This is a genomic window from Enterobacter sp. UPMP701 (assembly GCF_053709515.1).
Map to the genome: position 1 here is coordinate 165589 of NZ_JBSKJN010000005.1, position 25282 is coordinate 190870.

Sequence of the window (25282 nt, forward strand, 5' to 3'; positions counted from 1 at the left end):
GTCGTAGAGTCTCTTAAAGCGTGAAGGCAATGCGCCAGTTAACGCTCACATGATCCGGGCCGAGCCAGTCGGGGTAGTGCAACGGCGTACCGACCGAAATCTGGCTGCTGTACCAGCGCCCTGCGCTGCTCAGCCCCACCGAGCCTCCCCACAACGTGCCGGAGGCAAAGCGGTCCTGGCGATCTTTTTCCAGCCAGCCGCCGTCAACGGCGACCGTGGCGCTCACCGCGCCAATCACCGGGAGGGTGAAGAGGGAGTAACCCAGCTCGTTACGCCAGTAGCCGCCGTTATCCCCGGACAGGTACTGTTCTTTAAAACCGCGCACAGAGCTTTCGCCGCCGAGCGTCAGCCGCTCGGCGCCGTACAGCCGGTCAGGCGACCACTGGCCGTAGGCGCTGGTCAGCCACCACGCGTTACGGGCGACAGGACGCTGGAAACTGGCGTTCAGGCTCCATTTACGGAACTCTGCGCGCGGCATATCCCCGGATTTATTTTCATCGGTTTCGGCATTGAACCACGGCATGCCGTGGCTCCAGGTCGGGTTGAAGGTCGCCACGCCGCCCAGCATTTTTTGCGTGTGCGTAATCCCCAGGACCAAGCTGGAGAGGTTACGCGTGCTGCTCTGAAGCGGCGCGTCGTTCAGCCAGTTGCGGCTGGAGCGCTGAACCACGCCTGCCGCAATGCCGGTTTTCACATCCCCGTTACGGAAAACCACCCACGACGCGTTGACGCGGTGGGTTTTTGTATCGCCTGTAGAGAGCCAGTTGAACCCCTGGTTATTGATGGTGGTGCGGTAGTTACTCCAGGCGTAGCTGTAGTCCAGCAAGCCATAGCCAAACGGCACGCTGACGCCCGCCTGGAAATTCTGCGCATCGTACGCGCTGGCAAAATCACTGCTGCGCCCGCCGCTGACAAACCATTTATCCGCCAGCCCCAGCATATTATTCGCGGTGAGCACGCCATTCAGCTGGTCTTCACCGGTGCTCTTCTGGCCGCTATTATCCAGGCTTACGGATGCACTTAAGGGAAATTCCGGTTTTGCCGTGAGATTAACAATCGAATATCCGGCCTGCGTCCCCGGCAGAATTTCAATCTGAACCGGCTCGGTGCGCAAACGGTTTATTTGCTCCATGCCTTGTTCGATGTCACGTAAATTAAGGATACGCCCCACGCGTCCCGGAAACGCCATTTTCAGCATTCGCGGCGTTTCGCCTTCCAGACGGATCGCTTCCAGCCGCCCTTCCAGCACAACAATATTCAGCTGACCGCCGGAGAGATCCTGCTCGGTGAGAAAAGCGCGGCTGGTAATATATCCCCGGCTGATATACCAGTCAGAAATATGGGCGAGAAGTTCCGTTATTTTCGCCATATCCAGACACTGGCCCTGCCACGGCGCAACAAGGCTATGCTGGGTTTTTGGGGAGATTAAGGTCGCGCCGGAAAGCGTAATGCTGTTAATGGTGAAACAAGGCCCGGAGCCGGTAACAGGCCGTGGTCTGGCGGGTGCAGGCAGGGGAATACTCCGCTCCAGCTCTTCACGCTGTTGCTGGTTTTGGAGTAAAAGCTGTTGCTGTTGCTGCTGAATGGCATCGCGATCGGCTGGCGATAGCGGCGCAGCGTGAGCGCTCGCTGAAAATAGCGCCCCCAGGAACATAGCAGTAGCATAATTTCTAAATGAAATTATTTTGTTTTTTATTTTAGACGTGTTCATCCATGCCACAAAATTAAGACGCAATTATAATTTGTACAATATAAGAGCATTCTTAAGGCGAGTATATCTAATTTAAGTTATGGCATCTTAAAAAAGATTATTTTAGAAACGTAATAAGTCGCTTAACAAAAATCAGAAATATTTAACTATCCCTTAAATCTTAAGTTAGCTGTAATACATTAAATATGCAGACGAAACGTTTTTCGCCACTCCGCCGGACTGACCCCAAAGCGCGCCTTAAACTGCTGTCGCCAGGTGACGGCGGAATTAAATCCTACCAGCTCCGCCACGCTCTCAACGGGCATATTTCCGGCTTCAAGTAAAATCTGGCTGCGCCGCAGGCGCTCGGCGGTAAGCCAGTCGGCGACGCTCATCCCCGTGGCTTTAATAAAATGACGGGTCAGCGTGCGGCGGCTCATCGAAACCACCTCTGCCAGCGAGTCCAGGCTATGCGGTTCGGTGATGTGCTGCTGCAGATAGTCGATCAGACAGTTAATGCGTCCGTCACGGGTATCTTTAGGTACCGGCTGGGCGATGAACTGCGCCTGCCCGCCCTCGCGGTGGGGCGGTACAATCATCCGACGGGCAATCTGGTTGGCGACCACGCTGCCAAAGCGCTGGCGAATGATATACAGGCAGCAGTCCAGCGCGGCCGCGGTTCCGGCAGAAGTGATGATATTGCCGTCATCCACGTAGAGGGCATTGATATCCAGCTGGACGTTCGGAAAGAGCGATTGAAACTGGTGTTCAAACTCCCAGTGAGTGGCGGCCCGTTTACCGTCGAGGATGCCCGCATAAGCCAGCACAAACGACCCCAGACATAGCCCGACAATTTCTGCGCCGTTGTCTCTCGCCTGTACCAGGCTGTCGAGCAGCGACTGAGGCGGCCGTTCAAGGACGTGCTGCCAGTAGGGAACGACGACAATATCGGCCTGCCCGATGGCGGTGTAGTCCTGCGTGGCGTTGAGGGCGAACCCGTCTTTTGAGGTGAGGAACCCCGGCGTTTCGGCGCAGATCGTCACGTTAAAGCGCTTTTCGCCGGAGACCGAATCGCCAAACAGAATGCAGGGAACGGAGTAGTGGAACGGGCTGAACCCGTCTACCGCGACAATCGCGACGTTGATTAGCGACATCTGTCTCTCCTTTCCCGTAAACACACTCAGAATATAACGGTTTCGCCATCCTGGGGAATGCTCACCACATCGCTCACCTGGTTGGCTTCAACATACTCACGCAGCGCGCTACGGGTCAACAGGCAGTGGTTAATCGCCTCCATATGGCTCGCCACAATGCTGGCCTGCGGCAGCAGGAAATGAACGTTGAGCACGTCCTCCTGCCCCATAATAATCGGCCCAAAGCCGATGACATGGGCATAGCCCGCGTTCAGCACCACCACATCCGGCTGGTGCTTTTGCAGATCGGCTGCCACCTCTTCGCGCCAGATGGTATCCCCCGCAAGATAAAGCGTCTTCTCTTCAGGATGACGCAGCACCACGCCACAGGCCTCGCCCAGCCGCTCCGCCAGCTCCGGCACGGCGTAAGCGCGGTCGGTACCGTGCTGGCCGCCGTCCGTTTTGGTAATCTGGATATCGCCGAAGGTGGTCGCATCGGTCATGACCGTCAGGTTGTTAAACCCCTGGCTGCGCAGCAGCGCGGCGTCACGATCGTTTTGTACGTAGATCGGTTTGTCTTTGGCGATCAGCTCTGCCGCGGTGCGATCCCAGTGATCGTCATGGGTATGGGTGACGATCACCGCGTCGGCGTCCAGCAGCGTGTTGACGTCAACGGGGAGTTCGACCGTCGGGTTGCGGATATCGGCATGCGCCGTGCCGGGAAAGCCCGGATAAGCGCCTTTCGGGGCCAGCATCGGGTCGATTAAAAGGCGTTTTCCGGCGTAGGTAATCAGCAGGGTGGCGTTGCGAATTTGGGTAATGTTCATGGGCTATCCTCCGGTTGGTGTGATAAGGAGGATAGCCAGCCGCCGCGCGTAACGCTGTGGGTTAAAGGGCGATTACTGATGGAATCGGGCCAATTTCATCACCGCATTTTCTGCCGGTGCCTTTACCACCCCGGCACCGCCCCGCCGTTAAAGATCGTCTCCGCCGTTTTCGCCACTTCCGGTGATTGATAGGACTGGATAAACGCCTTCACGTTCTCCGCGTCTTTGTTGTCTTCCCGCGTCACCACGATGTTCACGTACGGCGAATTTTTATCTTCAATAAAGACGCTGTCATGCACCGGCGACAGCCCGGTTTGCTGAATATAGGTGGTGCTGATGATGGCGACATCCACTTTCGGATCGTCCAGCACGCGCGGCAGCTGTGCCCCTTCCAGTTCCATGATTTTCAGCTGTTTTGGGTTGGCGGTGATATCCAGCGCCGTCGGCAGCAGGCCGGTGTCCGGCTTCAGGGTAATGAGCTTCTCTTTTTGCAGCAGCAACAGCGCGCGGCCAAGGTTGGTCGGGTCGTTTGGAATGGCAATGGTCGCCCCGTCCTTCAGGTCAGACACGGATTTGATTTTGCGGGAATAGCCGGCCATCGGGAAAACAAAAGTGTTCGCCACAGCCACCAGCTTGTAGCCATGCGCCTTGTTATCTTCTGCGAGGAACGGGCGATGCTGGAAGACGTTGGCATCCAGCTCTCCCTGATTTGTGGCATCGTTGGGCAACAGCGAGCCGCTGAAGCCGACCAGTTCCACGTCCAGGCCATATTTCTCTTTTGCCACCTTTTTGGCGACTTCCGCCACGTCCTGTTCAGCGCCGTTGATGACGCCCACTTTAATGTGTTTGGCATCGCTGCCACTTTGATCGCACCCTGCCAGCAGCAGGCCAGCGAGTATCAGAGCACCCAATCGACGTTTCACGAGACAGTTCCTTTTGCTGAATGTTGTAGTGACTATATCGACAACGAGGCGGTGAAATAAAAAACGAAAAAGAATCAATAAGAAGGATAAGTTATATGCGGGTATTGCCGGGTGGCGCTGCGCCACCGGGCATCAGGGATCACAACGTTGTCGTCCAGTCCTCGACGGCAAGCTCCTGCACCATTCTGAATGCACGATCGTTAGTGACAATCGTTGTCCCCCGACTGATAGCATGTGCAGCGATCAGCTGATCGAGATCGCCCATCACTTTCCCTTTTTTCTCCATTGCAGCACGGAGTTCACCGTACGTTGCGGCGGCGTCACTGTCCCAGTCGCAAATCGTGATGGTTTTAAGAAATTCCAGTATGGTTTTTTGTAATGTGTCGTTTTGCTTTTTGGCTATCCCATAAAGCAATTCAGCCTCCGTTACGCTTGAAATACACATTTTTTCGGTTGGGGTGCGAGAATATTGTTCCAACACCCCAGGATGTTGTCTAACGAGATGGCTAACCATGTTTGTATCCAACATATGCAGCATATTCTAGAGCCCTTCAAATGGATCTCTTGTTGTATAGCTCTGATTACGTTCCTCTTTGCTCAGAAATGAATCAGGAACATGGGTCTGCTTCAATAAACGTAAGAAGTTATCTCTATGCCGCTCTTTCTCCGATCTCGCTGTCAAAACGACATTCCCCTCCTCATCCCGCCGGATGTAGACGCTTTCCGTATCAAACGCGAATTCAGCAGGCAGCATCACGGCCTGATTCCGCCCCTTTTTGAAGAGTTTTGCTGTGCGTTCCATTGCCATCTCCATGGTTTACTTGACCAGGTCAAAGCATGCGCCAGGGCCTGAAAAGAAGACAAGCAGCACGCTTCAAATTAGGAAAGCGACTCGCAATAAATAGCAGAATCCATAATCACCGCAGCGGACTTAAAGCGCTTTCGCCAGATAATGCCGCTGCATGCCCGGATAAGGATAATCCTGCAAAGACATCTGCAGCTGGTACCCCTGTTTTTCATAGAACGGACGCGCCTGGAAGCTGACGGTATCCACCAGCGCGTGCTTGCAGCCTTTGCGTCTGGCTTCCTCTTCGGCCGTTCTGATGAGCTGGCTACCCACGCCGGTACCCCGCACGGTGTCGCTTACCCAGAGATAGTCGATATTCAGCCAGTCGCCTTTTCGCACCCCGATTAGCCCGCCGAGCATGACGCCTTTATCGTCCCTCACGTAAACGCCAATATCGCCGCTAAAGTTTGTCAGATCGAGAAACTGCCCGTTAAAAGCCCTCAGTCCTGTCAGTAACTCCTCTTTCTCCTGCGTCGTGACGTTATCAGTAATGCTCAGATGCATATTTTTCTCCTTATTTTTTCTGCCGTTTCACTATCGCATACCCACACCCTGGAGAAAATTCATACTTTCGGCTGGCGTCGCGACACTGAATGTAACGATATATTTCATGGGAAGCATGTGACTTCTACAGGGGGTTGTTGATGAAAGCTGCGCACCTGGTCTGCCTGCTGGTTTGTCTGCTCTTCGCCGCATTTGTCCATGCACAGGAAAAGGACGACCCGGCGAAAGAGGCGCAAATAAAACAGCAGGTCCTTAAAGATATTAAGAAAGCCTGTACGCCACAGAAAAAACAGAGCGATAAGGCCTGGCAGGCGATGATTTTGTCGTCGGAGGCCAACCAGCTGCTGATCAAAAACGCCGTTACCGCCGTGAAGCGTGACAACCCGGACGCCTACTGGGATGCAGTAAGTCAGGTGGATTGTATGGAGGATTATTGAGTTCTCGCCGGGTGGCGCTGCGCTAACCCGGCAAACAAAACATGCTTAACGCTTCCGCACATCCGGAATAATCAAATCCCCGCGCAGAACGTAGGACCCGAGCATCTGCGTTTTCTCCGTCAGCCAGCTCACAATGCGCGCCGCCATGGCGTCCATGGAATACTCGATGGCCGGGATCACCGGAATGCCCGGCAGATGCAGCGATCCGCCGAGGCTGAAAACCATGATGTCTTCCGGTACCGATTTATTAAACGCCTGCAGCTGCGGGATCACCCGCTGGGCTTCCTGCTCGTCCGCCACAAGAAGTGCGTTGAAATTCAGGGTGCTGGCGTTGTTAAGCAGCTCCTGCAGCGCAACGGACGAGGAGGTGGCGTCCATAAAGACAAGGTTGCGATTAAAGGGCAGGAAGTTTTTCTCCAGCGCGTGCTTGTAGCCGAGCAGTACCTGGTCGGCAAACCCGCTGCCGTGCGGGTGGATCAGCGCTATCTGGCGACGCCCCTGGCTGGTGAGATAGTTACAGGCCGTTTCAGCCGCGAACGCGTGATCGAACTGAATGCTGTTGGCGTTATCGGCTTCCATACAGTCGACCAGAATCACGTTGTCCATGTCCACGTCCAGCGGGAAACGCGCGCCAATCACCAGGATGTCGTCACACAAGCCGCAGGAGAGTTCTTCGAGAGCGTGCATCACTTCCGCTTTGCTGTGCGCGAAGCGCAGCAGCAGGTGTTTTTGATGCTGGCTGAGCTGTTTTTCCAGCGCGTACAGGTAACCGGTGGTCTGGTTAATATTTTCCTGCGCGCAAATCACCCCAATGCAGCCCGTCGACTGACTGAGCAGCGACTGTGCAATCACGTTGGGACGATAGTTCAGTTCATCCACTGCCTTCAGAACGGCCTGACGGCTGGCTTCCTTCACGCCACGTGACCCACTCAACACTCGCGATACCGTGGCTTTAGACACCCCGGCAAGACGTGATACATCATTGATTGTCGACATCTCTTTCCCCTGGCAGGCTGACTTCATGCCTGCAAATTCCATCACCGCTTCGGCTCATATTATAGCCAGAACGGAGTATATCCGTTTCCGTTTTCCATGGAAACCGATTTTCCGTTTCCACTCAAAATGACGTAAAAACAGCCAAATTATGTGACCCACATCCGGTTAATTAGCCTCATAAGTAAGGGATCTTGATGGTTGTCACACTTCTGTCTTTTATGAATGGAAACCGGTTTCCGTATCATGTCCAATCATCCTCGCAATAACTTTTTACATTTAGAGGATGGTTGTCGATGTTCAAGATTATGCTGTGCTGCTCTGCCGGGATGTCCACCAGCCTGCTGGTCAGCAAAATGGTCGATGTCGCGAAAGAACGTGGTTTGCCGGTGAAGATAGATGCGTACGGTGTTTCCGAATTTGATACGCAGTTTCCGCAATACCAGGTGGTACTTCTCGGACCGCAAGTGAAATACATGTTACAGACACTCTCAGACAAGGCGGCTACGAAAGGCATTCCGGTGCAGCCCATCGACATGATGGACTACGGCATGCAGCGTGGCGATAAAGTACTGGACTATGCTCTGTCGCTCATCGAAGCGGCACACTAAAAGGTGTTCACATGAGTTCGTTATATCAATCCATGGTCGCGGTGATTGAGCAGTCAATTACCCCGCTGGCCGCCAGGCTGGGCCAGCAAAAGTATGTGATTGCCATCCGCGACGGCTTTACCGCCGCGCTGCCGTTTATGATCATCGGCTCGTTTATGCTGGTGTTCATCTTCCCGCCGTTCTCGGCGGATACCACCAACAGCTTCGCCCGCGGCTGGCTGGATTTCTCCCAGACCTACCGCGAACAGCTGATGCTGCCGTTTAACCTCAGCATGGGCGTCATGACCTTCTTCATCTCGGTGGGGATTGGGGCGAGCCTGGGGCGTCAGTTTAACCTCGACCCGGTAATGTCCGGCCTGCTGGCCTTTATGGCCTTCCTGCTGGTCGCTGCGCCGTATGCCGATGGCAAAATCTCGACCCAGTATCTCTCCGGCCAGGGCATCTTCACTGCGCTGATCACCGCCATTTACTCCACCCGCGTCTATGCGTGGCTGAAGCAGAACAACGTAACCATCCGCCTGCCGAAAGAAGTGCCGACCGGCGTGGCGCGTTCGTTTGAGATCCTGATCCCGGTGATGGTGGTGATCGGTACGCTGCACCCGCTGAACCTGTTCATTGAAGCGCAGACCGGGATGATCATCCCGCAGGCGATTATGCACCTGCTGGAGCCGCTGGTGTCCGCGTCTGACTCCCTGCCCGCCATTCTGCTCTCCGTGCTGCTATGCCAGATCTTCTGGTTCGCCGGTATCCACGGGTCGCTGATTGTCACCGGCATCATGAACCCGTTCTGGATGGCGAACCTCTCCGCAAACCAGGCGGCGCTGGCGGCAGGCGCGGCGCTGCCGCACGTTTACCTGCAGGGCTTCTGGGATCACTACCTGCTGATTGGCGGCGTAGGCTCCACGCTACCGCTGGCGTTCCTGCTGCTGCGCAGCCGCGTTACCCACCTGCGCACCATCGGCAAAATGGGCGTGGTGCCGAGCTTCTTCAACATCAACGAACCGATTCTGTTCGGCGCGCCGATCATCATGAACCCGATGCTGTTTATCCCGTTCGTGTTCGTTCCGCTGGTTAACGCCTGCCTGGCGTACGGTGCAACCAAACTCGGCTGGCTGGCACAGGTTGTGTCGTTGACTCCATGGACCACGCCTGCGCCGATTGGTGCCTCGTGGGCGGCGAACTGGGCGCTGAGCCCGGTGGTGATGTGCCTGGTCTGCATGGTGATGTCCGCCCTGATGTACCTGCCGTTCCTGCGCGCCTATGAGCGTACGCTCATCAAAAACGAAGAGCAGAAAGCCCAGGCAACCGTCGGCACCGCTGAAACAGTCAGTAATTAAGTCAAAGAGGAAGGGTCATGAAATACGCATTTCCCGATAACTTCTGGTGGGGCAGCGCAAGCTCCGCTCTCCAGACGGAAGGGACACGAGAGGGTGAAACCACGTGGGACTACTGGTTTGCCCGCGAGCCGAACCGTTTTCACAACGGCGTGGGGCCGCAGCACACCTCCACGTTTTATCAGCACTGGAAAACGGACATTCAGCTGTTAAAGCAGCTGAACCACAACAGCTTTCGCACCTCGATTAGCTGGGCGCGCCTGATCCCCGACGGTATCGGTGAAGTGAACCCGGACGCGGTCGATTTTTACAACCAGGTCATTGATGAGCTGAATGAGCAGGGCATCACGCCGTTTATGACCCTGTTCCATTTCGACATGCCGATGGCGATGCAGGAGATTGGCGGCTGGGAAAACCGTGACGTGGTGGACGCTTACGCCCGCTATGCACAGATCTGCTTCGAGCTGTTCGGCGACCGCGTGCTGCACTGGTTTACCTTCAACGAGCCGATTGTCCCGGTGGAAGGCGGTTATCTGTACGATTTCCACTACCCGAACGTGGTGGATTTTCGTCGGGCAGCCACCGTGGCGTATCACACCGTGCTGGCCCACGCGAAGGCGGTTCAGGCCTACCGCGCCGGGCATTACGCGGGGGAGATCGGCATCGTGCTGAACCTGACGCCGTCGTACCCGCGCTCCCGGAACCCGGCGGACGTGAAGGCGGCGCACATCGCGGACCTGATGTTTAACCGCAGCTTCCTCGATCCGGTCCTGCGCGGGGAATATCCGGCGGACCTGGTGGCGCTGCTGAAAGCGTACGATCAACTGCCTGCCTGCAAGCCGGAAGACAGCGCCCTGATCGCGGAAGGGAAAATCGACCTGCTCGGCGTGAACTACTATCAACCGCGTCGCGTGAAATGTCGCGACAGCGCGGTGAACCCGCAGGCGCCGTTTATGCCGGAGTGGTTCTTTGATAACTATGAGATGCCGGGCCGCAAGATGAACCCGTACCGCGGCTGGGAAATCTACGCGCCGGGTATTTACGATATTCTGGTTAACCTGCGCGACAATTACGGCAACCCTCGCTGCTTTATTTCTGAAAATGGCATGGGCGTCGAAAACGAGCAGCGTTTTATTGAAAATGGCCAGATAAACGATCAATACCGCATCGAGTTTATTTCCGAACATTTAGCCTGGCTGCATAAGGGTATTAGCGAAGGGTGTAATTGTCTTGGTTACCATATGTGGACGTTTATTGATAACTGGTCGTGGTGCAATGCGTATAAAAACCGCTACGGTTTTATTCAGCTCGATTTAGTAACGCAGCAGCGCACCATTAAGAAAAGCGGAGAGTGGTTTGCCGCCACCGCCTTAAATAATAGTTTTGATAAAGAGTAATGATGATGATCGCATTAGAAGAAGCCGTAATGGAAATTATCGTCAATGCCGGACAGTCCCGCAGCCTGTGCTTTGAAGCGCTGCACGCGGCGCGTCAGGGCAACATAGACGAAGCCAAAAGCCTGCTGCGCGAAGCCGACGGCTACGCGCGCCAGGCGCACAAGATGCAGACCAGGCTTATCGAGCAGGATGCGGGTGAAGGCCGCCAGCCGATGACGTTAATCATGGTGCACGCGCAGGATCATTTAATGAATTCCTTATTAGCGCGTGAATTATCCGAAGAAATTATTCATTTATATCAGAGATAGTCTATGGCGAAATAATTACTGTAATACCTCTGTACCCTAAATAGAGATCCACTTGTTCTGATGATAGCGACATACTCTGTCAGATCGGAGCGGGATGGTTATTGTCTGAATAAAATTAAACTATATTGAGATAACCATGAATACGATTAAAAAACTTCCATTAACCATGGCGGTTATCGCCGCGCTTTGCCCAATTTCCGTACTCGCACAAGAATTTACGCAGGAGCAAATCGACGCCATTGTGGCGAAAGCGGTGGATAAAGCCCTCGCCGAGCGTCAGGCCAAAATGGATGCGGCGGTTGCGAAAAAAGCGGACGTGGTGACCGAGCCGCAAAGCGCGGCGCAATCCCCGGATATGGCGATCCCGTTCGGCGTGAAATTTACCGGCTACGCCCGCTACGGCGCACACTTCCAGGCCGCCGATCAGAAATACGTGGCGGTGGACGGCTCCTACAACGGTGCGTCCGCCATTGGTCGTCTGGGCAACGAAGGCAACGGCGGGGAATTCCAGCTCTCCAAGGCCTTCAAGGGTGATAACGGCGCCATCTGGGACATCAACGTGATGATCGACCACTGGGGCGACGAAGTTAACCTCAAAAAAGCCTACGCGGGGGTGACCAACATTATGGCCTCCAACCCGAACGCCTACTTCTGGGCCGGTCGTGACTTCCACCAGCGTCCACAGCAGGGCATCAACGATTACTTCTGGATGAACCACGACGGCCAGGGCGCCGGGGTGAAGAACTTCGACATCGGCGGCGTGCAGTTCGACGTGGCCGCCGTGGCGGCAGTGGAATCCTGTAGCCCGGAAGTGATGGAAGACGAAGCGAACCCGTCGCGCATCACCTGTACCGGCGGTTCCGGCACGGGCGACAAAGGCAACTACGCCGCGACCTCCAAAATCCACGGCATGAAGCTCGGCCCGATCGACATGGAGCTGTACGCCAACTACGGCTTTGATTCGAAAGCGGTGGAGAGCGACGAACGCCTGAACGCCTGGCAGGGCGGCGTGGTACTGAGCCACACCAACGACAGCGGCGTGAACAAGGTGATTGCCCGCTACTCCGATAACGCGGACAACAGCGTATTCAACAAAACCGAGGATCTGACCACGGTCTACGCCAGCTTCGAAGGGCTGTATAAATTCACCCAGGCAACGCAGGTGGAGTACATCCTCGCCTTCCACGACTACGACAACAGCCGTGATAAGACCGACAACCGCAAGAACTACAACGCCATCGTGCGTCCGATGCACTGGTGGAACGACGTTCACTCCACCTGGCTGGAAGCGGGCTGGCAGCACGTGGATTACGACAACGGCGGCGACAACAAGGGCTGGAAGCTGACCCTGTCGCAGAACATGTCTATCGCCATGGGTCCGGAGTTCCGCCCGATGCTGCGCTTCTACGTGACCGGCGGCAAGGTGGATAACGAACGCACCGCACGCGTGAACAACACCAAAGACGAAACCCTCGACGACTTCAACGTCGGCGCAATGTGGGAGGCGTGGTTCTAAGCAAGGTAGAAGCAAAACGGCAACGAGAGTTGCCGTTTTTAGTGTTTGCTCCCTCTCCCCGTGGGAGAGGGCCGTGGTGAGGGCATCAGGCCGCACACAACCATGCTATGCTGTTGACCGAATTAACGACAACATAGCAGGGGAGAACATGGGTTCCACACGCAAAGGGATGCTGAACGTCCTGATCGCCGCCGTTTTATGGGGCAGCTCGGGCGTTTGCGCGCAGTACATCATGGAGAAAAGCCACATCTCTTCGCCTTACCTGACCATGGTTCGTCTGCTGTTTACCGGCGTGATCCTGCTGACGCTCTCCTTTGTTCACGGCGACAAGATTTTCTCGGTCATCAAACATCGCAAAGACGCCCTCAGCCTGCTGATTTTCTCGCTCGTCGGTGCGCTCACCGTGCAGCTCACCTTCCTGCTGACGATTGAAAAATCCAACGCCGCTACGGCTACCGTGCTCCAGTTTCTGTCGCCGACCATCATTGTGGCGTGGTTCGCCCTGGCGCGGAAAAAGCGTCCCGGCCTGTTTGTGCTGTCTGCCATTATGACGTCGCTTGTCGGTACCTTCCTGCTGGTCACCCACGGCGACCCAACCTCGCTCTCCATCTCGCCTGCCGCGCTGTTCTTCGGCATCGCCTCGGCGTTTGCCGCCGCGTTTTATACCACCTATCCGTCGACGCTGATCGCCCGCTACGGCACGCTGCCGATTGTTGGGTGGAGTATGTTGATTGCCGGATTAATGCTAACGCCGTTCTACGCCGGACGCGGTACCACCTTCGTGATTGACGGCGGCCTGCTGCTGGCGTTTTTCTACCTGGTGGTGATCGGCACGGCGCTGACGTTCAGCCTGTACCTGAAAGGCGCGCAGATGATCGGCGGGCCGAAGGCGAGCATTCTGAGCTGCGCCGAACCGCTGAGCAGCGCGCTGCTGTCGGTGATATTGCTGGGCGTGGCGTTCACCCTGCCGGACTGGCTGGGGACGCTGCTGATTGTGTCGTCGGTGGTGCTGATTTCGATGGATTCGAGAAGACGGGTGAAGGCATCGGCATGATCTACGAATAATAATGATAACGGCACATTAAAATAGTGAGAGCGCTATCCGACACCCCGTAAACCAGACGGTCAGTGTCATTGATTCGGCGGGACCAGTACCCGGAAAGGTTACCCTTAAGCGGTTCCGGCTTACCCAGGCCGTCAAAGGGTTGACGCTTCGCATCTTCAATCAATTTATTGATTCTGCGAAGCGTTTTCTTATCCTGCTCCTGCCACCACAGGTAATCATCCCAGCCGTTATCAGTCCAAATCAGTAGCCTGGTCATCTATCAGATCCCTCTGGATGGTTTTTCCGGTATTTGCCTGTGCGATTGACTCCATCAGCCGACTGGCGTTAGCAGGCGAACTCATCAGATGGATGGTTTCCATCATTGAGTTGTAGTGCTGCAGAGACATCACCACCGCATCACCCCCGTTTCGGCGGCTGATGATGGTTGTCTCCACATTGTCATTCACGTCGTCCAACACATCTTTGAGCCGGCTTCGTGCTTCGGTAAACGTCACAACCTGCATATTTCCTCCTGTACAAGTTACGGTACAAGTATATCGATGAAGTGACTATTTATCAATCAACGTGCCTTCACCTTCCCCGCCACCAGCAGCGCCGTCAGCAGCATCAGCATGCCGGAAATCACCAGCGGTGACGTCAGCCCCAGGTGGTCGAGCGCTACGCCACCCACCGCCGCGCCGCAGGTGTTCGCCAGCTGGATCACCGCCACCTGAATCGACCCGGCTTTTTCCGCCTGATCGGCAAGCGAGCGGGTGATCCACGTCGACCAGCCCACCGGCACCAGCGCAAAGGCAAAGCCCCAGATAATCGCGATCGCCGAAGCCACCCACTTATCGCTGCCCCACAGCACCAGCACCGCCGCGCTCAGCGCCAGCACCAGCGGCGCACCCGCCAGCGCGACCTTCAGGGAGCGCTTCAGGAACTGCGACGACAGCGAGGTGCCGACAAAGCTGGCGATACCGAAGCTCAGCAGCACCAGCGTCAGGCCGTCAACGTCAAAGCCCGCCATCGTCATATACACCGGGCGGATATAGGTGAAGAAGGCAAACTGCCCGGCAAAGGACATAAAGATGGCGGTCATCCCCGCCAGCACGCCTGGGCGCTTCAGCAGCGCGAACATGTTCTGTTTGTGGTGCGCCGCTTCGCCCGGCAGCGACGGTAGCGCTTTCCACACCCAAATGATGCAGAACAGGCCCATCACCGCCGCAGCGTTGAAAACGTTACGCCAGCCGAAAATCCCGCCGAGGAAGCTGCCCAGCGGCGCGGCGATCACCAGCGCGATCGAGACCGCGCCGAAGATGACGGACAGGGCCTTTGGCACCGTACGCGCGGGCACCAGACGCATGGTGAGCGAGGCGGACATCGCCCAGAAGCCGCCGAGCCCCAGCCCCAGACAGGCGCGACCGAGCAGCAGCAGGGTAAAGCTTTCCGCGAAGGAGACCAGCAGGCAGGAGAGCGTCAGCAGCACGCTGAACAGAATGACCACTTTGCGGCGGTCGATGGTGCCAATCACCTGGGTGATAAACAGGCTGGCAAACATCGCCACAAAAGCGGTGACGGTCACGGACTGCCCGGCAACGCCCTCGGAAATGCCCAGATCCTGCGCCATCGGCGTCAGGAGGCTCACCGGCAGAAACTCTACGGTAATCAGGCAGGCGACGCAGAACGCCACGGCGAAAACGGCCGACCAGTTGGGGCGTGAAACCTCGTTGGTCTGCGGTCTGGTCGTGGGCTGGATATGTTCTGTCATGGCGTCACCTGAAGATAAAAACGTGCGGAAAAGTCGCGCAGTTTATCATCAAAAGTGTGACGGATTTAACGATTTGACAACTTTTGTCGTTTTTACAGGGGATCAGTGCAGGTAAAACACGCCCTCTTCCGGCAGGAAGAGCTGGTTATAGCGCAGCTGGAAGGCGTTAAGCTCCTGCGGATCGGGCTCCATCTCGCGCATAAAGCCAAGCGCGAGACGGATTTGTGCATCGGTGATCGGCGCGGCCAGGCGAGCTTTACGCAGCAGGCGGTGCCAGGTATGCAGGTTCTCTTCGCTAGCGTCCACAATGCAGACCTGCCAGATGAGCAGCACCTGCGCCGCGTTTTGCAAATGCGCCTCGTCAGGTCGCTCAAGGTAGCGGATAAACTCATTGCCCGGCGTTTTACCGAGCTGGTCGATCATTGACTCGACCGGCATCGGGGTGATCCCCAGCCGTTCGCTTAAACGTTTGATGGCGCGGCGGGAATCAGAGGTCAGGACACGAAATCCAACCACAAACACCACGGCAAGCGTTGCCAGCATTATCCAGACCATGCGTTCTCCTGTGAATAGCCGCTCATCATAGCGGGAAACACACGGCGTCGACAGCGACAGACATAAAAAAGCCCGGCATCACACACCGGGCAAAGAAGTTACCTGCACACTCAGGCTATTTTTAATTTCTGCGCACGATTCTCACGGCGAATCTTACGTTCTTCCAGCACCGCAACCATCGCCATCAGGACGATACAGCCGATGGCTGCCGCATCCAGCGCTGCGAAGGTGCCTGCCCAGCCGGTGAGGCCAAAAATCGGCGTGCCGTCAGCGATCATCCCCAGGCCCAGCTTGGCGAAGCTGTCGCCGATCAGGTAGGCGAAGGTGCCCTTAATCCCATCGGCGGCGCCGATCGCTTTTTTCGGCACGAAGCCCACTGCCGCCACGCCGATCAGCAGCTGCGGACCGAACACCAGGAAGCCGAGCGCGAACAGGGACGCCAGGTAAACGTACTGGTTGCTGGCGTGCTGGTAGACGCCGAGGGTGGCGATAATCAGCGCCAGCGCGACGCAGGCCACCAGCGCGCGACGGCCGTTGGCGAGATCCGAGAGCCAGCCCCACAGTAGCGTGCCGACCAACGCGCCCACTTCAAACAGGGTAAAGCCCTGAATCGCCACTTCTTTAGAAAGCTTCAGCTCCTGGAAGGCATACACGGTCGACCACTGGTCGATGCCGATACGCACCACGTACAGGAAGATGTTCGAGAAACATAACAGCCAGATCACTTTGTTTTTCAGCACGTACTCAACAAAGATCTGCCATTTGGACATTTCGTTTTCTTCGGTCTCTTTGTCCTCTTCGCTGATCTCCTCGCCGAACAGCTCTTCGGCTTTGCCGAGGCCGTAAGATTCCGGGGAATCGCTGCCGTAGCGCAGGCCGATAAAGCCGACAATCAGGGCGATAATCGACGGGAAGATAAACATGCCGATCACGTGGCCGTCGAACAGGTAGTTCGCGCCAAACAGCGCCACGCCTGCCGCACCCGCCCCGCCGAGGTTGTGGGAGATGTTCCACATACCGAGGTAGGAACCACGCTTGCGCCGCGGGGTCCATTTGGTGATGGTGGAGTAGCTGCACGACCCGCCGGTACTCTGGAAGAAGCCGCTCAGGGCGTAGAAGGCGATCATCAGGAACAGGCTGACGGAGCCCGCGCCCATGCTGGCGCTGAAGCCGAGCATACAGATGGCGGAGAGGATCAGCATAAACGGCAGGAACTGCTTGGTGTTTTTGCCGTCCGCGTAGTAGGAAACGACGGTTTTACCCACGCCGTAGGTGATGGAGAAGCCCAGACCAATCATCCCCAGCTGCGTCATGCTCAGCCCGTAGGTTGAGATCATGTCGTTCTGCGCGATGTTAAAGTTTTTGCGGATCAGGTACATGGTCAGATAGCCGATAAAGACCACCAGATAAGACTGCATGAACGGTTTGAACCACATCTTGCGCCGCACGTCGAGCGGCAGATCCAGGGTCGGCTTGCGTACCTGGTTTAAGAAGGCCAGCATGGTTGGTTTACTCCTGAGCTGATTTTTGCAGCATTGTAAAAACCAGCCGGGAGAGATGCCTGAGACAGCGTCCAGGTAAAACCGGGAAAATTTCTTAGTTTTGCGCGTCTCGGCAGCAAAAGGTGAGGCGCGTCACGCTTCGCGCGGTGCCTGCGCGTGCAAAAACGGCAGCAGCAGCAGGGCGGAGATCCCCGCCGCGATGGCGATCACCGCGAAGAACCCGCTCCAGTGCCAGACGTCGATCACCCGTGCCAGCGGCCAGCCGGAGAGCGATGCGCCGAGGTAGGCAAACAGCCCGACAAAACCCGTCGCCGCCCCTGCCGCCTCCTTGTGCGAGCACTCTGCCGCCGCCATGCCGATCAGCATCTGCGGGCCAAACACGAAGAAGCCGATGGTGAAGAAGCACGCCGCCTGCATCACATAGCTGGCGAACGGCATCAGCCACAGCGAGCCGACGGAGAGCAAAATCCCGGCGGCAAAAATCAGGTTCATCGGACCGCGGTTGCCGTTGAACAGCTTATCCGAGCCCCAGCCCGCCACCAGCGCGCCGATAAACCCGCCCAGTTCAAACATGGTCACCGCCGAGTTGGCGGTCACCAGATCCACGCCGAGCGTCTCGGACATGTACAGGTTGCCCCAGTCGTTGATCGCCGCGCGCACCACGTAGACCAGCACGTAGCAGAGCGACAGCAGCCAGATGTACGGGTTTTTCAGGACGTATTTGGTGAGAATTTCTTTGCGGTTCAGCCCCGCGCCCTCCTGCTGCTGGGCAATCTCCATCTCGTCGTGCCGCCAGTCGCCCACCGCAGGCAGGCCGACAGTTTGCGGCCTGTCGCGCAGGCGCCAGCAGAGGAATAGTCCGGCGACAATCGCGAGGCCACCGGCAATCATCATCCCCGCGCGCCAGCCGTAGTGCAGCGCCGCCGCGCCTACCACCATCGGGATCAGCGCCCCGCCGACGTTATGCGCGGTGTTCCAGATTGCCCACCAGCCACCGCGCTCGTTGCGTGAGTACCAGGCGGTCAGCAGACGAGCACAAACCGGCGCGCCCCAGCCCTGGAAAAAGGCGTTCAGCGCCCACAGCAGGGCGAAGGCCCACAGCGAGGTGGAGAAGCCAAACAGGATGTTCACCACCCCGGTGGCGATCAACCCAACACCCATGAAATAACGCGCGTTCGAGCGGTCGCTGACGATGCCGGAGAAGAACTTCGACAGGCCGTAGGTGATATAAAACAGCGTCGCCAGCAGGCCGATATCGGTGCGCGTCATCACGCCGCTGGCGAGGATCTCCGGCGCGGCGGCGTTGAAGCTTTTGCGGGTGAAGTAGAACAGTGCGTAGCCGAGCCAGATGGTGATCAGGATATGGCGACGCCAGTAGCGGTAGCGGGCGTCAATTTCTGCTTTGTCGCGCAAAGGAGCCGCGCTGGCTGGGGTTTTAAACATGGAGCGTCCTTAACGGCAAACTGACGCTGACGCGCGTCCCGTGAGTGCAGGAGAGGTTCAGCGTGCCGCCCAGCGCCTTTACGCGCTCGCGCATGCCCGCCAGGCCAAAGCCCTGCTGGCCGGAGCCCGGCGGCAGGCCGCAGCCGTCGTCTTCAATCACCAGCATCAGGCGCTCGTCCTGCTGCCAGCCCTGAATCGTGACCGCGCTGGCGCTGGCGTGTTTGACGATATTGTTCAGCCCTTCCTGGCAGACGCGGAACAGCGTCACGCGCTGGCCTTCGCTGAGCGCAGGTTCGTTAATGCGCCAGTCGAGATGGCTGACGATCCCGCGGCTTTCCAGCTCCATCTCGCGCATCAGAGAGCGTATCGCCTGCTCCAGCGAGAGATCGTCAAGCTGGCGCGGGCGCAGCCGTCCCAGCAGGCGGCGAACAGAGTCATAGACCCCCAGCGAAAGCTGTTCGATATGCGCCCCGCCCTGCTTCACGCCCGCATTTTCTGCCGCCAGGCGCTGGACAATGCCCGCCTGGGTGCGGATGGCGGTGATCGTCTGACCGATGTCATCGTGCAGCTCGCGGGCGACCTCCTGCCGCACGCTCTCTTCCGTCTCCAGCAGACGCTCCGCCAGACGGCGGTTGCGCGCCAGCTCGGTCTGCAGGGACTGGTTCAGCTCGCGCAGGCGCTGTATGCCAGCCCCGAGCAACAGCCCGGTCAGGCTCTGGGCCAGCAGGGAGAGCAGTAAATCAACAGGATGATCGTGCCAGGTCTGGCTGGCGATCAGCGCGATGGCGTTCATCAGCGTGGCGATCAATGCGCCCTGCCAGCCGTAATGCCAGGCAAGGGCGATGATCGGCAGCGCCAGACAAAACGGCGTGAAGCGTGATAATTCAGCGGGCAGACCAAGCTGCAACCACAGGCTCACCACAAACAGCAGCAGATACCAGATCAGGTGCCGGGCGCGCCAGTTCACCGGCTGGGAGACCAGCGCCGGGCCGAGCGGCTGCCAGACGGTGCTGGTAAGGTAATGCCAGATCACAAGGCAGGTCGGGGCCAGCGTCAGGCCGCCGGTGAGGGTCAGCAGCAGGGCGTTAAGCACCTCCTTTTCACCCAGCCACGGCAGGGACTGCAACAGCGCGGCGGCAATCAGCGCCGCCCCCTGACGCAGCAGCGTGCGCCAGTCGCGCTGGTGACGGTAGCGGGAAATCAGGGCGACCGGGATAAGCGTGAGCAGGCTTCCGGTCATCAATAACGGCAGGTGCGCGAGGGCCACTTCCTGCGCCAGCCAGATCAGCATCAGCCACTCTGCGCCCAGCAGCACCGGCCAGTAGCCGCGCGGGCATTGCAGCATCAGCCCCAGACGCAGGCCAAAGGGGAACAGCAGCACCGCCAGCTCGGGGCGTTCCACCAGGTGCAGACTGATGCTCCACAGGCAGAACCAGGCGGCGGAGAAGATAAAAAAGCTGGCGACGACGGCGATCAGCCGTGAAAAAGCGGAACTCATTGCCAGCTGTCGAACATGCGGCGCGCCAGCTCGACATCGTTACTGACGTTGAGTTTTTCCATCAGGTTGGCGCGGTGAACGTGCACGGTTTTCGGGGACAGATCCAGTTCGGCGGCAATCTCTTTTACCGACATACCCTGCGCGAGTTTTTCCGCAACCTGACGCTCGCGCTTTGTGAGCGGATCCTGCCGTCCGGCTGCCAGCTTGATGGCGATATCCGGCGTCAGGTAGCAGCCGCCGGTGGAGACGGTACGCACGGCGGCGATCAGCTCGTCCGGGCTACAACGTTTAGAGAGGAAGCCGCGCGCGCCCGCGTTGAGCGCCTGCTCGACCAGCGCCGGGCTGTCGTGGACCGAAAGCATGATTGTCGCCATGCCCTTTGGCAGCTGGCTTAACAGCTCCAGCCCGGAGAGGTCGGGCATGGAGATATCGCAGATACAGACCTGCACCCCGCGCCCCGGCAGGCCCGCCAGCGCCTCGCGACCGGAGCCAAACTCGGCCACGACCTGAAAATCCGGTTCGAGGTTTAAAAGCTGGGCAAAGCCGGAGCGAACGATAAGGTGGTCGTCGATAAGAGCGATGGTGGTCATGCGTGTTCCTGCGGTCTGAAAATGCCGGATGGCGCTGCGCTTATCCGGCCTACAAGAGCGAAAGACGCTTACCTTAAGCGATTTACTCGAAAAACACCGCAATTTTGTTAAACATGGTGGGATCGGACTGGTTGCGCGCCACTTTGGTGACATCTTCCAGCTTATCGATCTGCGCCATCATCTGCTCCAGACGCTGATCGTCGTTGACCAGTAGCCAGATGCGGCTGTGCTCGCTGCCCTGAATCGGCAGGCAGAGAATGCCTTCCACGTTAAACGCCCGGCGGGCAAAGAGCCCGCAGACATGGGTCATGACGCCAGGGTGGTTGCGGACGGTGAGTTCCAGAATGACGTTATCATGTTGTTTCTGCATGGCTTATTCTCCCACCATCTCAGTATTTGCCGCACCCGGCGGCACCATCGGATACACTTTTTGTTCAGGGTCGATACGCACGTGGATCAGCGCCGGGCCGGGGCGAGAAATCGCCGCCTGCAGCGCCGCGTGGGCATCCTCTTCGGCGTTCAGATCGCAGGTATGCAGGCCAAAACCGGCGGCAATCTGCATAAAGTTAATCATCCCCGGATAGGTCGCGGCAAATACCCCCTGCTTGTAGAACAGGCTCTGCTGCTGGTGCACCAGCCCCAGCGCCTCGTTGTTCATCAGGATAATTTTCACGTCTAACTGGTTTTCGGCCGCAGTCGCCATCTCCTGAATGTTCATCATCAGGCTGCCGTCGCCGGAGAAGCAGATGACCTTGCGGTCCGGATTCGCCAGGGCCGCGCCGACTGCTGCGGGCAGACCGAAGCCCATGGTTCCAAGACCGCCGGAGGTCAGCCACTGGCGCGGACGGTTCAGCGGGTAGGCCTGGGCGGTCCACATCTGATGCTGGCCCACGTCGGTGGTGATAATCGCGCTGTCATCCACGCAGGCGGCGACGGCGTTGATAAGACCATAGTGGCTCAGCGGGTCGCCCTCAGTTGGGATAGCGCCCGGGAACTCGCGCTGCAAGTCGGCCACCAGCTGGCGCCAGTCGGCGCGGTCGGTTGCATCGGTTTGCGGGATCAGCTGCGCCAGCACCTCGGCCACATCGCCCTGAATCGCCACGTGCGGCTGCTTGATTTTACCCAGCTCGGCGCGGTCGATATCAACGTGAATGATCTTCGCATTTGGGCAGAACTGCTCGGTTTTGCCGATCGCCCGGTCATCAAAACGCGCGCCCATAACAATCAGCAAATCCGCCTCTTGCAGGATGTAGTTAGTACTGCGCGCGCCGTGCATGCCCAGCATGCCTAATGACAGCGGGTGCACTTTTGGCAGCATGCCCAGCGCCATCAGGGTCATGGTGGTCGGCAGGTTGGCTTTTTCCGCAAACTCGCGGATTTCATCCGCAGCGTTAATCGCCCCGCCGCCCAGATAGAGTACCGGGCGTTTGGCGGCGTTAATCATGGCGGCAGCATCGCGCACGCTCTCAGCGCTGAATTCCGGCGCGGGGGCACGCTCGCCCGGCTCGGGCAGTACGTCGATCTCGATCTCTGCGGTCTGGACATCCTTAGGAATGTCTATCCACACCGGGCCCGGGCGGCCAGACTGCGCAATGCGGAACGCATCGCTGATAACCTGAGGCAGCTCGCTGATATCGCGAACTAAATAGTTATGTTTGGTGATGGGGATAGAGATGCCGTAGGTATCCACTTCCTGGAACGCATCGGTGCCGATCATCGAGGACGGTACCTGGCCGGTAATGCAGATCAGCGGAATGGAGTCGAGACGCGCGTCGGCGATGGCGGTCACCAGGTTGGTTGCGCCCGGGCCGCTGCAGGCCATACAGACCGCCGGTTTACCCTGCGTACGCGCCATGCCCTGAGCGATAAAGCCTGCGCCCTGCTCGTGGCGCGCCAACACGTGGCGGATCTGCGTGCTTTGGCTTAACGCATCGTACAGCGGCAGCACCGTGCCGCCAGGGATGCCCGCAACCGTGGTGATGCCCTGCCGCTCCAGCAAATGAACGATCAGCTGCGCGCCGGTGAAACGCGTCTTCGTGGATGTTGTGCCCGAACTTGCCATGCTCCAGTCCTTTTCTTCTGAGCCAGCCTTCCGGGGAGGGTCCAAAACGAAAAACCCCGCCCGGTTTGCGCCGGCGGGGTTTTGGATTCGTGTGTTGATCCAGTCCCTACGGCGCATTGCCGACGACCACCACCACACGCACGACGACCACTGCGGCAGGTTGCGCAGTTTTTAGTAGGGTCGAAGTGAAGATGGATGAAGTCATTGGGGACCTGTGTTTGGAATCATTGATTGAATTTATACAAACACAGGTTTTCGGGCGTGACAATGGAAATATTTTCATCTGCGCAAAAATGCGTCAGGGATCACGTTTCGTTTGTTAGGTGATGAAAACAAAAAACCCCGCCTAAGCGAGGTTTTTATCAGGGTTTTGCGGTTGGTCGCCGCAGAACACACTGTGTTACGTCAACGCGAAAAGTATACGCGATCGAAGACGAACGCGCAATTCCGGCACGGATTTTGACGTTTTTGAGTATGAATCGCCTTCCAAATTTTGTCCACAAAATACTGTTCATACATACAGTATTTATCTATAATGAGGGTGTTCGCAGTGAGCGAGGGGGCCGCAGTTCTACCGGCGCAACGAAGTCCTGGCTGAAACGGGTGGTGCCGTCAGTGCCTTAACCCCCTGAAGTGAGCACACTGTGTTACGTCAATCCAGATGCTGGCCACAGGCGGCGGAAAGGTACGCCAGCATCGTGCTCCTTTTAACCAAAAGGAGACGCGTATGGGCGTCGTGGATATGGTGATACTTATCCTCAAACTCATTGTTGCAGTACTGCAACTGCTTGATGCTGTCCTGAAATACGTTCGGTAATTCAGGTTCAAGTCGCACCTGAGAGGGGCGGGCAACCGCCCCTCTTTAATAACGAGGGAATGCTATGTCGCGTCTGTTAATTGAGCCTGTCACGCCTGATGAACCCGGGTATATCGCCCTGAAGGCTGAAAGTATCGCGTTGAATTTCAACATGCTGCACAGGCTGGAAGAAAACTGGCAGCGGGGTGAAAATCGCTTTAACGCGCCGGGAGAAAAACTGCTGGGGGCGTTTCTTAACGGCAAGCTGGTGGGCGTGTGCGGCCTCAACCGCGATCCGTTCAGCCAGCAGCCGCGCGCCGGACGTATTCGCCATCTCTACGTCAGCGAGAAGTGCCGCGGGCTGGGCATTGGCAAACAGCTTTTAACCGTAGTGATGGCCGATGCCAGCATCTGGTTTGATTTTCTCAATACCCATGCGCCGGACAGCGCGTACGGATTTTACAATCGAGCCGGTTTTACGCTGGTTTCAGACGAACCGCGGGTGACGCACCGCCTTTTTTGTGCGGTGTAACCGGCTGGCAGCATCAGGATGTGAATGTTACAGTTGAGTGACAATTCATCACCCGATACGCCATGACCATCACCGTATTCTGCATTTTGCTGTTCGCCGCACTGCTGCATGCCAGCTGGAACGCCATTGTCAAAGCCGGAACGGACAAGCTCTACTCTGCGATCGGCGTTAGCGGCTCTGCCGCAATTATTGCCCTGATTTTACTGCCCTTCTCGCCACAGCCTTCTGCTGCAAGCTGGCCGTTTTTGATCGTCTCCTGCGCCTTACAGGTGGTGTATACCGTGCTGGTGGCGAAGACCTATCAGGTCTCTGACATGAGCCAGACCTATCCACTGATGCGCGGCACCGCCCCGCTGCTGGTGGCGATGATCAGCGTGCTGGCGCTCGGCGACCATCTCTCCTGGATCGCCTGGTCCGGCATCGGGGTCATTTGCCTGTCGATTCTGGCGATGGCGATGAATGGCCGCATGCAGTCACGTAAGGGGATCTGGCTGGCGCTGCTGAACGCCTGTTTTATCGCCGGGTATACGCTGGTGGACGGCACCGGCGTACGGCTGTCGGACACTGCGCTGGGCTACACGCTCTGGACTTTCTTTATGAACGGCTTCTGCCTGCTAAGCTGGGCGATGGTAGCGCGTCGGCGCGAAGCGTCCAGCTACCTGCGCCTGCACTGGAAAAAAGGGCTGCTCGGCGGCGTCGGGACCATGGGCTCTTACGGCCTGGCCCTTTGGGCGATGACGCAGGCGCCGCTGGCGGTAGTCGCGGCGCTGCGTGAAACCTCAATTCTCTTCGGCGCATTAATCGCATTTGTGCTTTTAAAAGAGAAGGTTGTCGGCCTGCGCATCGCGGCGGCGCTGGGTATTGCAGCCGGTGCGGTCCTGCTGCGCCTGGCGTAATTCGCTGGCAACATTAGTTGCCGATCTTGTTTACAAATCCTGCCTTCACGTCTTCTGTCATTCATCACAGTA

29 protein-coding genes are annotated in these 25282 nt (G+C 57.5%); 10 read left to right on the forward strand and 19 right to left on the reverse strand.

The window, feature by feature from the left end; translation table 11 throughout:
• Window positions 1-13: 13 nt before the first annotated feature.
• From ACWKXT_RS13765 to ACWKXT_RS13795, 7 genes are all read right to left on the reverse strand, one after another.
• Window positions 14-1654, reverse strand: a complete 1641-nt coding sequence (locus ACWKXT_RS13765) for a ShlB/FhaC/HecB family hemolysin secretion/activation protein (protein ID WP_454532656.1) — start codon at window positions 1652-1654, stop codon at window positions 14-16.
• 236 nt (window positions 1655-1890) lie between these two features.
• A complete protein-coding gene (locus ACWKXT_RS13770) occupies window positions 1891-2844 on the reverse strand; it encodes a GlxA family transcriptional regulator (RefSeq protein WP_454528169.1) in 954 nt (317 codons plus the stop codon).
• Between the two features lie 26 nt (window positions 2845-2870).
• Window positions 2871-3650: an MBL fold metallo-hydrolase gene (locus ACWKXT_RS13775; RefSeq protein WP_454528168.1), complete on the reverse strand. Its 780-nt coding sequence runs from the start codon at window positions 3648-3650 to the stop codon at window positions 2871-2873.
• Between the two features lie 122 nt (window positions 3651-3772).
• Window positions 3773-4573 (reverse strand): lipoprotein NlpA, encoded by an 801-nt coding sequence (nlpA, locus tag ACWKXT_RS13780; RefSeq protein WP_454532657.1) that lies wholly within the window; start codon window positions 4571-4573, stop codon window positions 3773-3775.
• 139 nt (window positions 4574-4712) lie between these two features.
• Window positions 4713-5111, reverse strand: coding sequence for a type II toxin-antitoxin system VapC family toxin (locus tag ACWKXT_RS13785; protein ID WP_259386844.1), 399 nt, complete (start codon window positions 5109-5111; stop codon window positions 4713-4715).
• A gap of 3 nt (window positions 5112-5114) precedes the next feature.
• A complete protein-coding gene (locus ACWKXT_RS13790; RefSeq protein WP_039260382.1) occupies window positions 5115-5375 on the reverse strand; it encodes an antitoxin in 261 nt (86 codons plus the stop codon).
• Between the two features lie 129 nt (window positions 5376-5504).
• Window positions 5505-5924 (reverse strand): GNAT family N-acetyltransferase, encoded by a 420-nt coding sequence (locus ACWKXT_RS13795; RefSeq protein WP_454532658.1) that lies wholly within the window; start codon window positions 5922-5924, stop codon window positions 5505-5507.
• 140 nt (window positions 5925-6064) lie between these two features.
• Between ACWKXT_RS13795 and ACWKXT_RS13800 the strand changes: the two genes are divergently transcribed.
• Window positions 6065-6361 (forward strand): YicS family protein, encoded by a 297-nt coding sequence (locus tag ACWKXT_RS13800; protein ID WP_454528164.1) that lies wholly within the window; start codon window positions 6065-6067, stop codon window positions 6359-6361.
• A 45-nt stretch (window positions 6362-6406) separates the two neighbouring features.
• On the opposite strand, the gene ACWKXT_RS13805 is transcribed toward ACWKXT_RS13800, so the two are convergent.
• Window positions 6407-7357: a LacI family DNA-binding transcriptional regulator gene (locus ACWKXT_RS13805; protein WP_454528163.1), complete on the reverse strand. Its 951-nt coding sequence runs from the start codon at window positions 7355-7357 to the stop codon at window positions 6407-6409.
• A gap of 293 nt (window positions 7358-7650) precedes the next feature.
• Here ACWKXT_RS13805 and ACWKXT_RS13810 point away from each other — a divergent pair, with 293 nt between their 5' ends.
• The 6 genes from ACWKXT_RS13810 to ACWKXT_RS13835 all read left to right on the forward strand — a co-directional run bounded on the left by ACWKXT_RS13810 (window position 7651) and on the right by ACWKXT_RS13835 (window position 13574).
• On the forward strand, window positions 7651-7965 hold the full coding sequence (locus tag ACWKXT_RS13810; protein WP_014830072.1) for a PTS sugar transporter subunit IIB: 315 nt from the start codon (window positions 7651-7653) through the stop codon (window positions 7963-7965).
• Between the two features lie 11 nt (window positions 7966-7976).
• Window positions 7977-9302 (forward strand): PTS sugar transporter subunit IIC, encoded by a 1326-nt coding sequence (locus tag ACWKXT_RS13815; RefSeq protein WP_454528162.1) that lies wholly within the window; start codon window positions 7977-7979, stop codon window positions 9300-9302.
• A 17-nt stretch (window positions 9303-9319) separates the two neighbouring features.
• Entirely contained in the window at window positions 9320-10696 is a 1377-nt protein-coding gene (locus ACWKXT_RS13820; protein WP_454532659.1) for a glycoside hydrolase family 1 protein, read from the forward strand.
• A 5-nt stretch (window positions 10697-10701) separates the two neighbouring features.
• Window positions 10702-11004, forward strand: coding sequence for a PTS lactose/cellobiose transporter subunit IIA (locus tag ACWKXT_RS13825; protein ID WP_454528280.1), 303 nt, complete (start codon window positions 10702-10704; stop codon window positions 11002-11004).
• A 136-nt stretch (window positions 11005-11140) separates the two neighbouring features.
• Entirely contained in the window at window positions 11141-12520 is a 1380-nt protein-coding gene (locus ACWKXT_RS13830; protein WP_014881942.1) for a carbohydrate porin, read from the forward strand.
• A 148-nt stretch (window positions 12521-12668) separates the two neighbouring features.
• Complete coding sequence (locus ACWKXT_RS13835; RefSeq protein WP_454532660.1) at window positions 12669-13574, forward strand: EamA family transporter; 906 nt, start codon at window positions 12669-12671, stop codon at window positions 13572-13574.
• 1 nt (window position 13575) lies between these two features.
• Here ACWKXT_RS13835 and ACWKXT_RS13840 read toward each other — a convergent pair whose 3' ends face one another.
• The 11 genes from ACWKXT_RS13840 to ivbL form a co-directional block, all read right to left on the reverse strand.
• Entirely contained in the window at window positions 13576-13842 is a 267-nt protein-coding gene (locus tag ACWKXT_RS13840; protein WP_041911701.1) for a Txe/YoeB family addiction module toxin, read from the reverse strand.
• A complete protein-coding gene (locus ACWKXT_RS13845) occupies window positions 13817-14089 on the reverse strand; it encodes a type II toxin-antitoxin system Phd/YefM family antitoxin (protein WP_104949785.1) in 273 nt (90 codons plus the stop codon). Before ACWKXT_RS13845 ends, ACWKXT_RS13840 begins: the two co-directional genes overlap by 26 nt.
• 56 nt (window positions 14090-14145) lie before the next feature.
• Window positions 14146-15336, reverse strand: coding sequence for a purine ribonucleoside efflux pump NepI (gene nepI, locus ACWKXT_RS13850; RefSeq protein ID WP_454532661.1), 1191 nt, complete (start codon window positions 15334-15336; stop codon window positions 14146-14148).
• A 102-nt stretch (window positions 15337-15438) separates the two neighbouring features.
• The gene (locus ACWKXT_RS13855; protein ID WP_454528158.1) at window positions 15439-15891 is read right to left on the reverse strand and encodes a DUF1198 domain-containing protein; all 453 of its coding nucleotides are present in this window, start codon (window positions 15889-15891) and stop codon (window positions 15439-15441) included.
• A 110-nt stretch (window positions 15892-16001) separates the two neighbouring features.
• Entirely contained in the window at window positions 16002-17393 is a 1392-nt protein-coding gene (gene uhpT, locus ACWKXT_RS13860; RefSeq protein WP_454528157.1) for a hexose-6-phosphate:phosphate antiporter, read from the reverse strand.
• A gap of 132 nt (window positions 17394-17525) precedes the next feature.
• Complete coding sequence (uhpC, locus tag ACWKXT_RS13865) at window positions 17526-18836, reverse strand: MFS transporter family glucose-6-phosphate receptor UhpC (RefSeq protein ID WP_454528156.1); 1311 nt, start codon at window positions 18834-18836, stop codon at window positions 17526-17528.
• Window positions 18829-20334 (reverse strand): signal transduction histidine-protein kinase/phosphatase UhpB, encoded by a 1506-nt coding sequence (uhpB, locus tag ACWKXT_RS13870; RefSeq protein ID WP_454528155.1) that lies wholly within the window; start codon window positions 20332-20334, stop codon window positions 18829-18831. Before uhpB ends, uhpC begins: the two co-directional genes overlap by 8 nt.
• Complete coding sequence (gene uhpA / locus ACWKXT_RS13875; RefSeq protein WP_014881931.1) at window positions 20331-20924, reverse strand: transcriptional regulator UhpA; 594 nt, start codon at window positions 20922-20924, stop codon at window positions 20331-20333. Before uhpA ends, uhpB begins: the two co-directional genes overlap by 4 nt.
• An 82-nt stretch (window positions 20925-21006) precedes the next feature.
• Window positions 21007-21294, reverse strand: coding sequence for an acetolactate synthase small subunit (gene ilvN / locus ACWKXT_RS13880; protein ID WP_010426528.1), 288 nt, complete (start codon window positions 21292-21294; stop codon window positions 21007-21009).
• A gap of 3 nt (window positions 21295-21297) precedes the next feature.
• Window positions 21298-22986: an acetolactate synthase large subunit gene (gene ilvB / locus ACWKXT_RS13885; protein WP_454532662.1), complete on the reverse strand. Its 1689-nt coding sequence runs from the start codon at window positions 22984-22986 to the stop codon at window positions 21298-21300.
• Between the two features lie 106 nt (window positions 22987-23092).
• Window positions 23093-23191 (reverse strand): ilvB operon leader peptide IvbL, encoded by a 99-nt coding sequence (gene ivbL / locus ACWKXT_RS13890; protein WP_057979964.1) that lies wholly within the window; start codon window positions 23189-23191, stop codon window positions 23093-23095.
• A 522-nt stretch (window positions 23192-23713) separates the two neighbouring features.
• Here ivbL and tisB point away from each other — a divergent pair.
• The 3 genes from tisB (at window position 23714) to ACWKXT_RS13905 (ending at window position 25210) form a co-directional block, all read left to right on the forward strand.
• Window positions 23714-23803: a type I toxin-antitoxin system toxin TisB gene (gene tisB / locus ACWKXT_RS13895; RefSeq protein WP_119936442.1), complete on the forward strand. Its 90-nt coding sequence runs from the start codon at window positions 23714-23716 to the stop codon at window positions 23801-23803.
• A 64-nt stretch (window positions 23804-23867) separates the two neighbouring features.
• Complete coding sequence (locus ACWKXT_RS13900; RefSeq protein ID WP_454528153.1) at window positions 23868-24314, forward strand: GNAT family N-acetyltransferase; 447 nt, start codon at window positions 23868-23870, stop codon at window positions 24312-24314.
• A gap of 62 nt (window positions 24315-24376) precedes the next feature.
• Window positions 24377-25210, forward strand: a complete 834-nt coding sequence (locus ACWKXT_RS13905) for an EamA family transporter (RefSeq protein ID WP_454528152.1) — start codon at window positions 24377-24379, stop codon at window positions 25208-25210.
• Window positions 25211-25282: the final 72 nt, after the last annotated feature.

Bases quoted from the DNA above. Each gene is read 5' to 3' on its own strand.
- uhpA (WP_014881931.1), bottom strand. From the start codon at position 20,924: ATGACCACCATCGCTCTTATCGACGACCACCTTATCGTTCGCTCCGGC.
- nepI (WP_454532661.1), bottom strand. From the start codon at position 15,336: ATGACAGAACATATCCAGCCCACGACCAGACCGCAGACCAACGAGGTT.
- ACWKXT_RS13900 (WP_454528153.1), top strand. From the start codon at position 23,868: ATGTCGCGTCTGTTAATTGAGCCTGTCACGCCTGATGAACCCGGGTAT.
- uhpT (WP_454528157.1), bottom strand. From the start codon at position 17,393: ATGCTGGCCTTCTTAAACCAGGTACGCAAGCCGACCCTGGATCTGCCG.
- ACWKXT_RS13800 (WP_454528164.1), top strand. From the start codon at position 6,065: ATGAAAGCTGCGCACCTGGTCTGCCTGCTGGTTTGTCTGCTCTTCGCC.
- ACWKXT_RS13835 (WP_454532660.1), top strand. From the start codon at position 12,669: ATGGGTTCCACACGCAAAGGGATGCTGAACGTCCTGATCGCCGCCGTT.
- ACWKXT_RS13855 (WP_454528158.1), bottom strand. From the start codon at position 15,891: ATGGTCTGGATAATGCTGGCAACGCTTGCCGTGGTGTTTGTGGTTGGA.
- ACWKXT_RS13825 (WP_454528280.1), top strand. From the start codon at position 10,702: ATGATCGCATTAGAAGAAGCCGTAATGGAAATTATCGTCAATGCCGGA.
- ACWKXT_RS13905 (WP_454528152.1), top strand. From the start codon at position 24,377: ATGACCATCACCGTATTCTGCATTTTGCTGTTCGCCGCACTGCTGCAT.
- uhpB (WP_454528155.1), bottom strand. From the start codon at position 20,334: ATGAGTTCCGCTTTTTCACGGCTGATCGCCGTCGTCGCCAGCTTTTTT.
- ivbL (WP_057979964.1), bottom strand. From the start codon at position 23,191: ATGACTTCATCCATCTTCACTTCGACCCTACTAAAAACTGCGCAACCT.
- ilvB (WP_454532662.1), bottom strand. From the start codon at position 22,986: ATGGCAAGTTCGGGCACAACATCCACGAAGACGCGTTTCACCGGCGCG.
- ACWKXT_RS13810 (WP_014830072.1), top strand. From the start codon at position 7,651: ATGTTCAAGATTATGCTGTGCTGCTCTGCCGGGATGTCCACCAGCCTG.
- ACWKXT_RS13765 (WP_454532656.1), bottom strand. From the start codon at position 1,654: ATGTTCCTGGGGGCGCTATTTTCAGCGAGCGCTCACGCTGCGCCGCTA.
- ACWKXT_RS13805 (WP_454528163.1), bottom strand. From the start codon at position 7,357: ATGTCGACAATCAATGATGTATCACGTCTTGCCGGGGTGTCTAAAGCC.
- ACWKXT_RS13770 (WP_454528169.1), bottom strand. From the start codon at position 2,844: ATGTCGCTAATCAACGTCGCGATTGTCGCGGTAGACGGGTTCAGCCCG.
- ACWKXT_RS13795 (WP_454532658.1), bottom strand. From the start codon at position 5,924: ATGCATCTGAGCATTACTGATAACGTCACGACGCAGGAGAAAGAGGAG.
- ACWKXT_RS13815 (WP_454528162.1), top strand. From the start codon at position 7,977: ATGAGTTCGTTATATCAATCCATGGTCGCGGTGATTGAGCAGTCAATT.
- uhpC (WP_454528156.1), bottom strand. From the start codon at position 18,836: ATGTTTAAAACCCCAGCCAGCGCGGCTCCTTTGCGCGACAAAGCAGAA.
- ilvN (WP_010426528.1), bottom strand. From the start codon at position 21,294: ATGCAGAAACAACATGATAACGTCATTCTGGAACTCACCGTCCGCAAC.
- ACWKXT_RS13775 (WP_454528168.1), bottom strand. From the start codon at position 3,650: ATGAACATTACCCAAATTCGCAACGCCACCCTGCTGATTACCTACGCC.
- ACWKXT_RS13785 (WP_259386844.1), bottom strand. From the start codon at position 5,111: ATGCTGCATATGTTGGATACAAACATGGTTAGCCATCTCGTTAGACAA.
- ACWKXT_RS13840 (WP_041911701.1), bottom strand. From the start codon at position 13,842: ATGACCAGGCTACTGATTTGGACTGATAACGGCTGGGATGATTACCTG.
- ACWKXT_RS13845 (WP_104949785.1), bottom strand. From the start codon at position 14,089: ATGCAGGTTGTGACGTTTACCGAAGCACGAAGCCGGCTCAAAGATGTG.
- ACWKXT_RS13820 (WP_454532659.1), top strand. From the start codon at position 9,320: ATGAAATACGCATTTCCCGATAACTTCTGGTGGGGCAGCGCAAGCTCC.
- ACWKXT_RS13790 (WP_039260382.1), bottom strand. From the start codon at position 5,375: ATGGAACGCACAGCAAAACTCTTCAAAAAGGGGCGGAATCAGGCCGTG.
- tisB (WP_119936442.1), top strand. From the start codon at position 23,714: ATGGGCGTCGTGGATATGGTGATACTTATCCTCAAACTCATTGTTGCA.
- ACWKXT_RS13830 (WP_014881942.1), top strand. From the start codon at position 11,141: ATGAATACGATTAAAAAACTTCCATTAACCATGGCGGTTATCGCCGCG.